The organism is Micromonospora sp. R311, assembly GCF_056780015.1.
The window spans coordinates 126,756-140,660 of the sequence record NZ_JBSWCE010000003.1 but is presented as its reverse complement, the minus strand read 5'-3'; the positions used below and the strand labels follow the sequence as shown (position 1 = coordinate 140,660).

The 13,905-nt window shown below is 74.0% G+C and carries 16 protein-coding genes; 13 read left to right on the top strand and 3 right to left on the bottom strand.

The window, feature by feature from the left end; translation table 11 throughout:
- Positions 1–2 precede the first annotated feature (2 nt).
- Entirely contained in the window at positions 3–503 is a 501-nt protein-coding gene (locus tag AC1WTP_RS03475; protein WP_481647779.1) for a cation:proton antiporter regulatory subunit, read from the bottom strand.
- A gap of 79 nt (positions 504–582) precedes the next feature.
- Positions 583–804, bottom strand: coding sequence for a winged helix-turn-helix domain-containing protein (locus tag AC1WTP_RS03470; RefSeq protein ID WP_481647778.1), 222 nt, complete (start codon positions 802–804; stop codon positions 583–585).
- A 240-nt stretch (positions 805–1,044) separates the two neighbouring features.
- Here AC1WTP_RS03470 and AC1WTP_RS03465 point away from each other — a divergent pair, with 240 nt between their 5' ends.
- Positions 1,045–1,296, top strand: a complete 252-nt coding sequence (locus AC1WTP_RS03465; RefSeq protein WP_481647777.1) for a hypothetical protein — start codon at positions 1,045–1,047, stop codon at positions 1,294–1,296.
- 114 nt (positions 1,297–1,410) lie between these two features.
- Here AC1WTP_RS03465 and AC1WTP_RS03460 read toward each other — a convergent pair whose 3' ends face one another.
- A complete protein-coding gene (locus AC1WTP_RS03460; RefSeq protein WP_481647776.1) occupies positions 1,411–2,547 on the bottom strand; it encodes an epoxide hydrolase family protein in 1,137 nt (378 codons plus the stop codon).
- 82 nt (positions 2,548–2,629) lie between these two features.
- Here AC1WTP_RS03460 and AC1WTP_RS03455 point away from each other — a divergent pair, with 82 nt between their 5' ends.
- From AC1WTP_RS03455 to AC1WTP_RS03400, 12 genes are all read left to right on the top strand, one after another.
- A complete protein-coding gene (locus tag AC1WTP_RS03455) occupies positions 2,630–3,277 on the top strand; it encodes a TetR/AcrR family transcriptional regulator (protein WP_481647775.1) in 648 nt (215 codons plus the stop codon).
- A gap of 85 nt (positions 3,278–3,362) precedes the next feature.
- Positions 3,363–5,954 carry an ATP-dependent chaperone ClpB gene (clpB, locus tag AC1WTP_RS03450; RefSeq protein WP_481647774.1) on the top strand — a complete coding sequence of 864 codons (2,592 nt, stop codon included), beginning with the start codon at positions 3,363–3,365 and terminating at the stop codon, positions 5,952–5,954.
- Positions 5,955–6,092: 138 nt separating this feature from the next.
- Positions 6,093–6,476, top strand: coding sequence for a hypothetical protein (locus AC1WTP_RS03445; protein ID WP_481647773.1), 384 nt, complete (start codon positions 6,093–6,095; stop codon positions 6,474–6,476).
- Between the two features lie 69 nt (positions 6,477–6,545).
- Positions 6,546–7,775: a hypothetical protein gene (locus AC1WTP_RS03440; RefSeq protein WP_481647772.1), complete on the top strand. Its 1,230-nt coding sequence runs from the start codon at positions 6,546–6,548 to the stop codon at positions 7,773–7,775.
- 85 nt (positions 7,776–7,860) lie between these two features.
- Positions 7,861–8,487: a DUF4178 domain-containing protein gene (locus AC1WTP_RS03435; protein ID WP_481647771.1), complete on the top strand. Its 627-nt coding sequence runs from the start codon at positions 7,861–7,863 to the stop codon at positions 8,485–8,487.
- Positions 8,484–8,990 (top strand): DUF2617 family protein, encoded by a 507-nt coding sequence (locus AC1WTP_RS03430; protein ID WP_481647770.1) that lies wholly within the window; start codon positions 8,484–8,486, stop codon positions 8,988–8,990. The genes AC1WTP_RS03435 and AC1WTP_RS03430 overlap by 4 nt, the downstream gene beginning before the upstream one ends.
- Entirely contained in the window at positions 8,987–9,412 is a 426-nt protein-coding gene (locus AC1WTP_RS03425; protein WP_481647769.1) for a DUF4247 domain-containing protein, read from the top strand. Before AC1WTP_RS03430 ends, AC1WTP_RS03425 begins: the two co-directional genes overlap by 4 nt.
- A 55-nt stretch (positions 9,413–9,467) precedes the next feature.
- Positions 9,468–9,890, top strand: coding sequence for a DUF350 domain-containing protein (locus AC1WTP_RS03420; RefSeq protein ID WP_481647768.1), 423 nt, complete (start codon positions 9,468–9,470; stop codon positions 9,888–9,890).
- Positions 9,890–10,699: a hypothetical protein gene (locus tag AC1WTP_RS03415; protein ID WP_481647767.1), complete on the top strand. Its 810-nt coding sequence runs from the start codon at positions 9,890–9,892 to the stop codon at positions 10,697–10,699. Before AC1WTP_RS03420 ends, AC1WTP_RS03415 begins: the two co-directional genes overlap by 1 nt.
- Positions 10,696–12,264 carry a polyamine aminopropyltransferase gene (locus AC1WTP_RS03410; RefSeq protein WP_481647766.1) on the top strand — a complete coding sequence of 523 codons (1,569 nt, stop codon included), beginning with the start codon at positions 10,696–10,698 and terminating at the stop codon, positions 12,262–12,264. Before AC1WTP_RS03415 ends, AC1WTP_RS03410 begins: the two co-directional genes overlap by 4 nt.
- A 54-nt stretch (positions 12,265–12,318) precedes the next feature.
- The gene (locus tag AC1WTP_RS03405; protein ID WP_481647765.1) at positions 12,319–13,191 is read left to right on the top strand and encodes a hypothetical protein; all 873 of its coding nucleotides are present in this window, start codon (positions 12,319–12,321) and stop codon (positions 13,189–13,191) included.
- A 72-nt stretch (positions 13,192–13,263) separates the two neighbouring features.
- Positions 13,264–13,899 carry a hypothetical protein gene (locus AC1WTP_RS03400; RefSeq protein WP_481647764.1) on the top strand — a complete coding sequence of 212 codons (636 nt, stop codon included), beginning with the start codon at positions 13,264–13,266 and terminating at the stop codon, positions 13,897–13,899.
- The last annotated feature ends 6 nt before the right edge of the window (positions 13,900–13,905 follow it).

The following is a 13,905-nucleotide window of genomic DNA, read 5'->3' as shown; positions in this document are numbered from 1 at the left end:
GCTCAGCCGTCCGGGTCACTGTCGGCGAGGATGGCGGTCACCCCGTCGAGACCCTGACGGGTCCCGACCACGACCACCACGTCGCCGGCGGCGAAGCGGAAGGACGGATCCGGCGAGACGATCACCTCGCCGTGGCGCAGCACCGCCACGATCGAGGCTCCCGTGCGGGTACGGGCCTTCGTGTCGCCGAGCTTCCGGTTGACGTACTTCGAGCCGGCCGGAATGGCGATCTGCTCGGTGAGCAGCCCGGCGGCCTGGTCACGCAGCCCGGAGAGCTGACCGAGCATCAGCGACGCGCCGAGGATGTCGGCCAGCGCCTCGGCCTCGTCGTCGGTCAGCGGGATGTCGGCCTGGCACGCATCGGGATCGTCCTGGTCGTAGAGGACGAGGTCACGACGGCCATTGCGGTGGGAGACCACTCCGAGCCGGCGCCCCGACTCCGTCACCAGATCGTGACGGACCCCGATGCCCGGCAGGGCGGTCTGTTCGACACGTACTCGCACATCGACAAGGCTACCGCTGTCCCGCCGCAGCAGATCTTGGTGCCAAATGGCCCCTCCAGGGGCCTTTTCCTACCAAGATCTACGACTTCTCCTCCGCGACGAAGACACCAACGCCTTCGAGTGTCTCGGTCAGCCCCGTCGCTCGGAGGATCATCATGGCCTTGCCGACCACGGTGTCCGACACGCCGTACTCCTTGCAGAGCTGCGATCGGCTCGGCAACTTCGTGCCCGGCGGCCACTCACCTGATTCGATCTTGTTGCGCAGCTCGTCTGCGAGCACCTGGTACTGCTGCTTGGGCATACACACTCCCCGGATGGCACGCCCATTCGACCACGCAAGCACCTCCAACCTCAAGCAATCGGTAGTTGGTCGTTGACCTACAACCGCCACCGATTGTAGGTTCCTGGTGAACGCTTCCGGATGGCACTGGGGCGCTCACCTGGCCGGGGCGGGCATCCCCCGTGATCCGTCCCGGCCCTGCTCCTTCCCCATACAGGCGCGGAGAGGACGAGAAGCGATGCTCGATCTGGCCCGGCACCGATGAGCGGGCGGTACGTCATCCATCTGCCGGTCACCGCGCCCGACCTGGCGCGGGCCAAGATGCTCGGCCGTACCGCCGGCCGGGCGCTGGCCTTCCTCGCCCACGTCGACCCCGGCGGCATCACCGTCTCGACGGAGGACAACCAGGGCGTACGCCACTGGGTCTTCTGCGACCGCCGGCTCGACGGCGGCCGGTGGTGCGTGCTGCGGGCCGACCACGAAACTCCCTGCACCCCGCGCCTGCCGCGCTGACCGGGCGCCGGCGCCCCGGCCCGACGGCGACCAGCGTGATGTCGCAGACGATTCAGCGCGACAGCGCGTGCCCGCCCCGGCAGCTCACCGGGGCGGGCACGGTCACGCGCGTGGTCAGCTCAGGCTGGCGAAGAAGGCGCGGATGTCGTCGACCAGGACGTCCGTCGCCTCGTGTGCGGCGTAGTGGCCACCGACGTCGCCGCGCCCCTCGACGTCCGCCTGGTACGCCGTCCAGCGCACGATGTTGGCGTGGTCGCGCTCGGCGAAGCGGCGGATCGACTGGAAGTCGCCGGGGAACATGGCCAGCGCGGTCGGCACCGTGGTCGGGCCGGCGGGCTGCTCGCCGGCGTGCGCGTCCTCCCAGTAGAACCGCATGGCCGAGGCGGCGGTGCCGGTGAACCAGTAGAGCGCCACGTTGGCCACCACGAACTCGTCGTCGAGGCTCTCGTCGAAGAGTTGGGCGTTCCAGGCGAGCAGCCCGACCGGCGAGTCGGCCAGCGCGAACGCCAGGGTCTGCGGCTGCTGGCTGTGCACCTGGTTGAAGGAGAACTTGTTCTCGTAGAACCACTGGAGGTGCTTCAGCGCCGCCTGGTCGGCCTCGGAGAGGCCGGCGAACTCGGCCGGGTCGCCGGACGGGAACGAGAAGATCTGGGTGACGTGCACGCCGAGCACGTGTTCCGGGTCGAGCCGGCCGAGCTCGGGGGAGATGAGCGAGCCGCCGTCGTTGCCGACCGCGCCGTAGCGCTCGTATCCCAGCCGGCTCATCAGCTCGGCCCAGGCGCGGGCGGTGCGGTAGCGGTTCCACCCGGCCTCGCCGGTCGGGCCGGACCAGCCGAAACCCGGGATCGACGGGATGACCAGGTGGAACGCCGGCGCCGCCGGGTCGGCCGGCTCGGTGAGCGGGCCGATCACGTCCAGGTACTCCAGCACCGACCCGGGCCAGCCGTGGGTGAGCACCAGCGGGGTGGCGTCCGGCCGGGACGACCGGACGTGCAGGAAGTGGACCCGCTGGCCGTCGATCTCGGTGAGGAACTGCGGGTGGGCGTTCAGCCGCGCCTCGACCGCCCGCCAGTCGAACGCCTCCAGCCAGTAGGTGGCCAGGCCGCGGACCCGGTCGGTGGTCATCCCGTACGCGCCGCCGGCGCCGGGCAGCTCGCCGGGCCAGATGGTCCGGCGCAGCCGGTCGGCCAGGTCGTCCAGGGCGGCCTGCGGGATCTCGACGCGGAACGGGCGGATGGCGGTGCCGGTCATGGCTACTCCTTCAGAACGGAATGCTTCGTTCCGTTCCAACATAGCAGAGCGGAACGATCCGTTCCACTGTTAATCTGGACCCATGCCGAACCCGACCGGAACGACCGCCGCGCCGCTGGCCGGCCGTCGCGCGCAGGCCGCCCGCAACGACGCGGTGATCCTGGAGGCCGCGCGCGCCGTCTTCCTCGACGACCCGAAGGCGCCGATCGCCGCCGTCGCCGAACGCGCCGGCGTCGGCATCAGCGCCCTCTACCGGCGGTACGCGGGCAAGGAGGACCTGCTCCGCCGGCTCTGCCACGACGGGCTGCGCCGCTACGTCGCCGAGGCCGAGGCGGCGCTCGCCGAGCCGGACGGCTGGCAGGGCTTCGCCGGTTTCCTGGAGCGCGTCGTCGAAGCCGACGTGCACTCGCTCACCGTCCACCTGGCCGGCACCTTCACCCCGACCGAGGAGATGGGCCGGGACGCGCTGCGCGCCAACGAACTGACCACCGCGCTGGTCGAGCGGGCCCACGCGGCCGGGCGGTTGCGGCCCGACGTGGTGACCCAGGACGTCGGGCTGCTGCTGGAAGGGTGCGCCGCGCTGCGCGTACCGGATCCGGAGCGGACCCGGCAGTTGCGCCGCCGCCACCTGGCGGTGCTGCTGGCCGGCCTGGCCGTGACCGACCCGCCGCTGCCCGGCCCGCCGCCGGCGGCCGGCGAGTTCGACTGGCGCTGGCGACGCCGCGAGTGACTCAGCTCACACCGCCAGGGTTGAGCGGAATAGGCTCAACTCTGGTTGTGTCCTTCCCAGTGGACACGCCGATCCGGGGGAGCCCATGAACACGGAACGCCTCACCACCAAGAGCCGCGAGACCATCACCGGTGCCGTCGCGCTGGCGAACCAGCGCGGCCACGCCACCGTGGAGCCCTGGCACCTGCTGCTGGCACTGCTGGACACCGAGGGGTCGACCGCCGCCGGCCTGCTGCGCGCCGTCGGGGCCGACCCGGCCGAGCTGCGCCGGGTCGCCCAGCGTTCGGTCGACGCGCTGCCTGCCGCGCGCGGCTCCAGCATCGCCGAGCCGACCCTGGCCCGCGAGTTCGTCAACGCCATCGGCGCCGCCGAGCAGATCGCCCGCCCGCTGGGCGACGAGTACACCTCGACCGAGCACCTGCTGGCCGGCCTGGCCCGGGTGGGCGGCGCGGTGTCCGGCGCGCTGAAGTCCGCCGGCGCCACCGAGGAGAACCTGGTCGCCGCCTTCCCGACCGTGCGCGGCGGGGACCGGCGGGTCATCACCGCCGACCCGGAGCAGACCTACCAGGCCCTGGCCAAGTACGGCGTCGACCTGACCGCCAGCGCGCGGGACGGCAAGATCGACCCGGTGATCGGCCGGGACTCCGAGATCCGCCGGGTGATCCAGGTGCTGTCCCGGCGTACCAAGAACAACCCGGTGCTGATCGGCGAGCCCGGGGTGGGCAAGACCGCGATCGTGGAGGGTCTGGCCCAGCGGATCGTCGCCGGCGACGTGCCGGAGTCGCTGCGGGACAAGAAGCTGGTCTCGCTCGACCTCGGCGCGATGGTGGCCGGCGCGTCCTACCGGGGCCAGTTCGAGGAGCGGCTGAAGTCCGTGCTGGAGGAGATCAAGAACTCCAACGGCCAGGTCATCACCTTCCTCGACGAGCTGCACACCGTGGTCGGCGCGGGCAAGGGCGAGGGCTCGATGGACGCCGGCAACATGCTCAAGCCGATGCTCGCCCGTGGCGAGCTGCGGATGGTCGGCGCGACCACGCTGGACGAGTACCGCGAGCACATCGAGAAGGACCCGGCCCTGGAGCGGCGCTTCCAGCCGGTGCTGGTCGGCGAGCCGACCATCGAGGACACCATCGGCATCCTGCGCGGCCTGAAGGAGCGCTACGAGGTGCACCACGGCGTACGGATCACCGACGCCGCCCTGGTCGCCGCCGCCAGCCTCTCCGACCGCTACATCACCGACCGGTTCCTGCCGGACAAGGCGATCGACCTGGTCGACGAGTCCGCGTCCCGGCTGCGGATGGAGATCGACTCCCGCCCGGTCGAGGTGGACGAGATCGAGCGGGCGGTGCGCCGGCTGGAGATCGAGGAGATGGCGCTGGCCAAGGAGCCGGACGCCGCCTCCGCCGAGCGGCTGGAGCGGCTGCGCAAGGAGCTGGCCGACAAGCGCGAGCAGCTCACCGCGCTCTCGGAGCGCTGGCAGCTGGAGAAGAGCCACATCACCAAGCTCTCCACCGCCAAGGAGGAGCTGGAGCGGCTCTCCGGCGAGGCCGAGCGCGCCGAGCGCGACGGCGAGCTGGAGCGCGCCGCCGAGCTGCGCTACGGCCGGATCCCCGCCCTCAAGGCCGACCTGGCGAAGGCGGAGGAGGAGCTGGCCCGGCTCCAGGCCGACGGCGCGATGCTCAAGGAGGAGGTCGGCGCGGACGACATCGCCGCCGTGGTGGCCTCCTGGACCGGCATCCCCGCCGGCCGGCTGCTCGAGGGCGAGACGGCCAAGCTGCTCCGGATGGAGGATTCGCTGGGTTCCCGGGTGGTCGGCCAGGGCGAGGCGGTCGCCGCGGTCTCCGACGCGGTGCGCCGGGCCCGGGCCGGGGTCGCCGACCCGGACCGCCCGACCGGCAGCTTTCTATTCCTCGGCCCGACCGGTGTCGGCAAGACCGAGCTGGCCAAGGCGCTCGCCGAGTTCCTCTTCGACGACGAGCGGGCCATGGTCCGCATCGACATGAGCGAGTACGGCGAGAAGCACTCCGTCGCCCGCCTGGTCGGGGCCCCGCCCGGGTACGTCGGCTACGAGGAGGGTGGCCAGCTCACCGAGGCGGTGCGCCGCCGACCGTACTCGGTGATCCTGCTCGACGAGGTGGAGAAGGCCCACCCGGACGTCTTCGACATCCTGCTCCAGGTGCTCGACGACGGCCGGCTCACCGATGGCCAGGGCCGCACGGTGGACTTCCGCAACGCGATCCTGATCCTCACCTCCAACCTCGGGTCGTCGGTGATCAGCGACCTGACGCTGGCCGAGGAGCAGCGCCGCGAGGGCGTCCTCGCGGTCGTCCGCTCGCACTTCAAGCCGGAGTTCCTCAACCGGCTGGACGACATCGTGGTCTTCGCCGCGCTGCTCGGTGACGACCTGCGAGCCATCGTGGACATCCAGCTGACCCGGATGCGCCGGCGGCTGGCCGACCGCCGGCTGGGCCTGGAGATCACCGAACCGGCCCGGGGGTGGCTCGCCGAGCACGGGTACGACCCGATCTACGGCGCCCGACCGCTGCGCCGCCTGGTCCAGTCCGCCATCGGCGACCAGCTCGCCAAGGCCCTCCTGGCCGGCCAGATCCGCGACGGCCAAACCGTCAAGGTCGACCTGGCGGACTCGAAGGACTCCCTAACGGTCTCGGCCGCCTGACCCACCCCTGACCCACCCCTGAGCCACCCCCGTTGATCATGAGGTTAGCGGCAGTTACGGAGATCGAAGTCGCCGCTAACCTCATGATCAACCCGGTGGACAGGGGTGGGGCGGGGGTGGGTGGGGAAAGAGTGGGGCATGGTCGGGATTGGGAAGAGGGAGTGGGAGCGGGAGCTGGCGGCGGCGGTCGAGGAGCTCGCGCGGGCGGACACGGTGGCGTTCGGCGGGGTGGGGATCGCGGGCACGCTGCTGCCGGCGACCGAGGCGTACCGGCGGGTGGAGGCGGCGCTGGCCGAGCACCCCGAGCGGGTACGCGAGCACCTCGACCGGTTGCTCGACAAGGGCTCGCCGGCCGGCCGGGCGTACGCGGCGACGTTGCTGACCCGGCTCGACCCGGCGGCCGGCCGGGCGGCCTGGTCGGCGCTGCGGGACGACGGGGGCGAGTTCAGCACGTTCAGCGGCTGCGTCATGGGCCGCGCCGCACTGCGTGAGTACGCCGCGGAGCGGCTGGCCGAAGCATGATCCTTTCGCCGGCCGGGGCTGCCCGATCGGGCGTGCCGGTGCCGGCCGGGCATCCGTACGTTGCGTGGCATGACCCCGCCCGCCGGCGCGCCGGCACGTCCGCCCCGTCCGGCCACCGTCACCATCGCCTTCTGGCTGCAACTCGCCACCGTGCTGGTCCTGCTCGCGCTGGTCGCACTGGTGGTCACCGAGGCGGTGCGCTGGGACGGCGAGATCGACCGGGCGGTGCGGCTGGTGCCGGACGCCGACCCGGACGAGGTGAGCGCCGAGCGCTGGATCAGCGTCACCGGGGCGGTGGTGCTCGGGCTGCCCACCCTGCTGCTCGCGCTCTGGCTGGCGGCCACCGCGCTGCCGGTGCGCCGCGGCGGCAACACCGCCCGGATCCTGGTATTCGTGGCCGGCGGCGCACAGCTGCTGATCTGCTTCGCCCAGGGCTGCACGGGCGGGTTCGTCTTCCCGCTGCTCTTCGCCGCCGGCTTCGAGGACGAGCCCTATCTGGAGGACGCCCCACCGGAGCCGCCCACCGGGGGGCCGGACCCCTGGGCCGAGTCGCGCTTCCAGGAGGCCCTCTACGGCAGCCCCGATCCGTTCGACGCGGTGCTCTTTCCGGCGGCCGGGATCGGGGTGCTGACCGTGTTCCTGCTCACCGCGGCGGTGGTGCTGCTGTTGGCGTTGCCGCCGGCCAGCCGCTGGTTCGTCCCCCGCGCCGCCACGCCGCCGCCGCCGTATCCGCTCGCCTATGCCCCCGCGGGTTACGCCGGGTACCCCGCCCCCGCTGGATACGGCGTTCCCGCTGGTTACGGCGTTCCCGCCGGGCCGGCTGGATCCGGCATGGCCGCCTACCATCCGCCGCCCGCCGGCCACCAGGTCCCGCCCGGCCACCCGGTCCCGCCGGGCTACCCGGTCCCGTCCGGCTACCCGGTTCCGCCCGGCTACCCGGTTCCGCCCGGCTACCCGGTCCCGCCGGACTACCCGGTTCCGCCCGGCTACCCGGTTCCGCTCGGCTACCCGGTCCCGCCGGGCTACCTGATCTGCCCCGACCCCGCAGCGCACCTGGCCCGCCCGCCCGCCGCGCCGCCCGCCGCACCCGGCACGCCGCCGAGCCCGCCGGGCAACCCGTGGATGGCGCCGGCTCCGCCCGCGGAACCGCCGACCACCCCCGCCGACCCGTCGCCCGCGCCGCCGACCTCCCCCGATCCGACGATCGCACCGGCCGGTCCGACCACCACACCGGCCGGTCCGACCACCACACCGGCCGGCCCGGACGGTTCGGCGGGGCGGCCCGGGGACGCGCGGTAGCCGGGCGGTCACCGGTGCGGCAGGCGATGTCCCGACGTGCGCGGGGTTGTTACCGTCTCCGCCGACGTACCTGGGGAGGTGGTCGGTGAACGGGTCGGTGGCGTACCTGGCGGCGGCGCTGGGCTGCCTGGTCGGGGTGGCCGGTGTGGTGGTCGCCGTGGTGGCCCTGCGCCGCTCCCGGTCCCGCCCGGCGGGGCGGGCCGTTCCGGGCGACCCGCTGCGCGACCGGGACGCCGACGCCCTGCGTGGCGACCCGCGCCGGCTGCGGCCCGGCGACCTCGTCGAGATCCGGCAGGTGACGTACGCGGTGCGCGGCACGATCCGGCTGGTCGAGGGGGGCTGGAGCTGGGCCGAGCACCTGCTGGACGACGCGGGTGGCGTACGCCGCTGGCTCTCCGTCGAGGAGGACCCGGAACTGGAACTGGTGCTCTGGACCGCCGAGCCGGCCGCCACCGTCACCCCCGGCGCCCCGACCATCGACTTCGCCGGCCGCCGCTACACCTGGAACGAGTCCGGGCAGGCCCGCTACACCGCCGTCGGCACCACCGGCCTCGACCCGAACGGCACGATGCGCTACCACGACTACCAGGCGCCCGGCGGCACCCGGCTCTCCTTCGAGGCGTACGGGGAGGCGGGCTGGGAGGTGGCCCAGGGCGAGGTGCTGCACCGCCCCGAGGTGATGATCTACCCGCAGGCCGGGGCGGCCGAGTGATCGTCACCCTGCACGCCCCGTACGTCGACACCAGCGCGGCCGACCTCAGCCTCGCCCTCGACGACGTCGAGCGGCCCGCGCTGCACGTGCTCGACCTCGACCTGCCCGACGGCGTCCGGCTGCGGCTGCGCCTGCTCGGCGCCTCGCACCAGGTGGTGCTCCGCACCCCCGGCGCGGCGCTGACCGAGACCGTCGCCTGCCTGCCCGGCCGGCCGCCCGAGCTGCCCGGCGTCGTGCACGACGAGGCGACCGGCTACCGGTTCACCGCCACCGTGCTGCGGCCCGCCGCCGGCGGGCTGAGCGAGCGGGTGGCCGCTCTCCGGGCCGACCTCGCCGACGACCCGTACGCGCTGGTCGGGGTCTTCCCCGGCGACCCGGACGCGGTGACCGCGCTGTCGGTCCGGCCCGACCCGCCGGGCGGCGCCCTCGGCTGGCGCACCTGGCACGCGTATCCCCAGACCAACGAGCTGGTCCTGACCGAGACGGTGGTGGCACTGCGATGACGTACCGACGGTGGTTCGTGGTGGGGGTGGCGTTCGCCGTCGTCGGCGCGCTGATCGCCGGGTTCGCCATCTTCTACGGCAACTTCTCGCCGCGCGGCTACGTGGAGGACCGGTACACCCGGGCGGCCAGCCGGGACCTCGGCGCGGACGCGGTGGCGTACACCTCGCCCCGGTCGCCGAGCCAGGTGGCCGAGGAGGTCACCGACGCGTGGCAGCCGGCCGACCAGTACGTCGACGGCAGCGGCGTCTACCTGCGCTACGACGACGACTCGGTGGTCATCCTGCCGATCGCCACCGGCTCGCTGATCCTGCTCGAACGGCTGGGCACCGCCTACCCGCGCTACCACTCCACGGTCGGCAGCCACTGGGGCTGGGGGCGCGGCAGCACCGTCCGGGGCGGCGGCCCGGGCAGCGGCAAGTAGCCAGCCCCCAGCGCTCCGCACGCGGCACGTCGACCCCCTCACCCTGGAGAACCCTGTGCAGACCCTCGTCACCGATCTGCTGGTCACCCTCGCCTACGGGGTGGTCGGCGTCCTGCTGATGGGCCTCGGCTACGTCCTGGTGGACGTCGCCACGCCCGGCAAGCTCCACGAGCTGATCTGGAACGAGCGCAACCGCAACGCCGCGCTGCTGCTCGCCTCCAACCTGGCCGGCGTGGGCATCATCGTGGTCGCCGCGATCGCCGCCAGCGAGGACGACTTCCTGCTCGGCCTCGCCGGCACGGCCGCGTACGGCATTCTCGGGCTGCTCATCATGGCGGCGGCGTTCCTGCTGCTCGACGCGGCGACCCCGGGCCGGCTCGGCGAGCTGCTGGTCGACCCGGAGCCGCACCCCGCGGTCTGGGTCTCCGCCGTCGTCCACCTCGCCGCCGGCGCGATCATCGCCGCCGCGATCAGCTGATGGCGGGCAAGCCGGCCGCCGGACCGACCACGAAGGACAGGTGGAAGGGCATCTCGGTCGTCGTCACCGTGGTCCTGGTGGCCGGCGGCTTCTGCCTGGCCGGCGCGCTCGCCGACGGCGACGACAGCACCGTCGTGCCGCCGCCCACCGCCACCGAGCGCGCCGACACCGTGCCGCTGCTGCAACGCGCCCGGCAGAGCCAGGGCGTCTGCTACGGCTGGCGGCTGGAGGACGGCGCCGACGTGGTGAGCGTCGGCTCGAACCTGGGCGACGGAGTCGCCGCCGAGGACAACCGGCAGTGCCCGCGCTTCGTGCAGGTGGTCGCCGACATCAGCTACACCTCGGAGAGCAGCGAGGCGGAGGACCACGCGTACATCGGGGTGGAGGGCTCCGCCGACTTCGCCCGGGGCGACCTGGCCGACGTCGACTCGGGGCTGACCCGGTTCGGGCTCACCGAGGACGCCTTCCTCGACGACCCGGGCTGGGCGGTCACCCGCGCCGCGGTCAGCCTGCCGCTGCTGCTCGCCGAGACCGGCGCGGTCGGCCCGGCCCCGGTGAACACCGCGGCCCCGGCCGCGCCGCCGGCCCCGCTGCCGGCCGCCGGCAACGACCTGTGGCGGGACCGCTGGGGCTGGTTCCTCGGCGCCGCCGGGCTGCTGCTGGTCACCGCGCTGCTGGTCACCGTCGGCCTCGTCCAGCGCCGCCGCGCCGCCGCCCCGTCCGGCAAGGGTCAGCCCACCGGACAGCGCCGCGCCGCCGCGCCGTCCGGCCAGGGCCAGCCCGTTGGGCGTACGCCGGAGCGAGGGTGACCGCCGAGGCGCCGGCGCACCCGCGCTGGCGGCTGGCCCGGGCGGCGGTGCTGCTCGCGGTCTTCGTCTGCGCCGCCTGCGGCCTGGTCTACGAACTGGCCCTGGTCGCCCTCGGCAGTTACCTGATCGGCGACACGGTCGGCCAGGCGTCGATCGTGCTGGGCGTGATGGTCTTCGCGATGGGCGTCGGCGCGCTCGCCGCGAAGCCGTTGCAGCCCCGGGCGGCCGCCGCGTTCGCCGCCGTCGAGCTGGCCCTGGCGCTGCTCGGCGGCCTGTCGGTGCTCGGCCTCTACGCCGCCTTCGCCTGGCTCGACCTCTACGGGCCGGCGCTGGTCGGCACCGCCTTCGTGCTCGGGCTGCTGATCGGCGCGGAGATCCCGCTGCTGATGGTGCTGCTGCAACGGATCCGGGAGCAGGCGGCCGGCAGCGCGGTGGCCGACCTGTTCGCCGCCGACTACGTCGGCGCGCTGCTCGGCGGGCTGGCCTTCCCGTTCCTGCTGCTGCCGGTCTTCGGCCAGCTCAAGGGGGCGCTGGTGGTGGGGGCGGTGAACGCCGCCGCCGGGCTCGCGCTGGTCTGCACGGTCTTCCGGCGCGAGCTGAGCCGCCGGGCGCGCGTCGCGCTCGGCGCCGGCACCGTCGCGGTCGCGCTCTGCCTCGGGTACGCGTGGGTGACCGCGCACGACTTCGAGCTGACCGCCCGCCAGCAGCTCTACCGCGACCCGGTGGTGCACGCCGAACGCAGCCGGTACCAGGAGATCGTGCTGACCCGCTCGGTCAACGAACCCGGCCGCAGCGGGACCGACCTGCGGCTCTACCTCAACGGCGACCTCCAGTTCAGCTCCGTCGACGAGTACCGCTACCACGAGGCGCTGGTGCACCCGGTGCTGAACGGGGCGCGCGGCGAGGTGCTGGTGCTCGGCGCCGGGGACGGGCTCGCGGTCCGTGAGCTGCTGCGCTACCCGGACGTCCGGCGGGTCACCGTGGTCGACCTGGACCCGGCGGTGGTCGCGCTGGCCCGCAGCGAGCCACAACTGCGCCGGCTCAACGGCGGCGCGCTCGACGACCCCCGGGTGCGGGTGCTGCACGCCGACGCGTTCACCTGGCTGCGCACCGCGGCCGAGCGGTTCGACGCGGTGGTGGCGGACCTGCCCGACCCGGACGAGACGGCCACCGCCAAGCTCTACACCGTCGAGTTCTACGCGCTGGTGCGCGCGGTGCTCGCCGAGGGCGGCCGGCTGGTGGTGCAGTCCGGGTCGCCGTACTTCGCGCCCCGGTCGTACTGGTCGATCGAGGCGTCACTGCGAACGGCGGGCTTCGCCACCACGCCGTACCACGTGGACGTGCCCTCCTTCGGTGACTGGGGCTTCCTGCTCGCCGCGCCCGGCGCCACCCCGCCCGCGCTGGCGCTGCCGGCCGACGCGCCGTCGCTGCGCTTCCTCGACGCGGCGACCCTGGCCGCGGCCGGCGCCTTTCCCGCTGACCGGCACCGGCTGGACGTGCCCGCTTCCACCCTGTTGCAGCCCCGGGTGCTGGAGTACGCCCGCGCGGAGTGGCGCGGCTACTGACGCCCCGGCGGGTCCCACCGCCGCGGCATGCCCCGGTGGCCCGTTGTCGATACGGTGTGGGCGCGATCTAGGGAAGGGAGAATCGTGGTCGACACCCAGAACCCGCCGGCCCGGTCACGGCCGGGCGTGGTGACGATTTCCAGCTACCTGCTGATTCTGTTCGCCGTCCTCCAACTGATCGGCCTCATCGTCACGCTCGCCACCCTCGGCACCGTGCGGGAGGTGCTGGATGAGGCCTACCGCGGCACCTCGGCCAACGGCATGCAGAACCTGGCCGACTTCACCATCGCGGTCACCATCGGCACCGCCATCTTCCTGGTGCTGCTCTCGGTCGCGCTCGCCGTGCTCGGCGTGTTCAACAACCGGGGCAGCAACGGCTCGCGGATCGCCACCTGGATCCTCGGTGGCCTGCTGGTCTGCTGCTCGGGCGGTGGCCTGCTCACCGGCCTGGCCGGCGGCGGTTTCGGCGGCTCGCCCGGTACGACCAACGGCGACGCACCCAGCCCGGAGGAGATCCAGCGCCGGCTCGACGAGGCGCTGCCCGGCTGGGTCACCCCGGTCACCACCCTGCTCGGCGTGCTGGGCCTGCTCGCCCTGCTCGCCGCGCTGATCCTGCTGGCGCTGCCGAAGGCCAACGAGTTCTTCCGCAAGCCGAAGCAGGGGTGGGAGCCGCCGGTGCCCGGCGCGACCTACCCCGGCTACCCGCAGGGCGGCGGCGAGCCCGGCTACCCGCAGACCCCGGGCCAGCCGGGTTACCCTGCCACCCCGGGCTACCCACCGCCCGCCGGCCAGCCGGGTGGCGCGGCCCAGCCGGAGCAGCCGGGCGGCCCGCAGCAGCCGGGCGGCCCGCAGCAGCCGGGCGGGCCGGAGCAGCCGGGTGGACAGCCCGGGTCGGACCGCCCCGGCCCGACGCCGCCGGTGAGCTGACCCGCGGATAACAACGACGCCGACGGTCCCTCCGAGTAGGTTGCATCCCGTCGCCTACCGGAGGGACTCGTCGTGTCGTATCCCGATCAGGCCCCGGCCCGCCGCCCGGCCGTCGTCGTGCTGGCCGCGGCGGTGCTGGCGGTGATGGCGCTGGCCGCGGTGGCGTACGCCGTCGCCGGCCTGCTCGCCCTCGGCGGCGCCGTCGCGGAGTTCCGGTCGGCGGCCACCGGCACGTCGGCCGGGCCCGGCGAGATCGACGACGTGGCCACCCTGCTGCGGGTGTCCACGGTGCTCACCGCGGTGGTGAGCCTGCTGGTCGGCCTGCTCCTGGTCGGGATGGCCCTCGGCCTGCTCGCCGGCCGGTCCGGTGCCCGCGTCGGGACGTGGGTGGTCAGCGGGTTGGGCCTGCTCGGCGGCTGCTGCGCACTGGCGGTGCTGGTCGGGCAGCGGGCCGCCCCGCTGCGACTCGGCGCCGACGAGCGGGCCACCGCCGAGCTGCTCGCCCTGCTCGGCGACGCCCAGCCGCCCTGGTGGCTCCCGCTCAACGCGGGGCTTTCGGTCGGCCAGGTGCTCGGCTACGTTGTGGTGGCCGCGCTGCTGGCCCTGCCGGCGGCGAACGCGTGGTTCCGCCGGCCTCCGCCGGCCGGGCCGACCGCTCGGCCGCAGCCGCCCGCGGCGCCCTTTGCGCCCCCGTACCCGCCCAGGTGAGGCCCC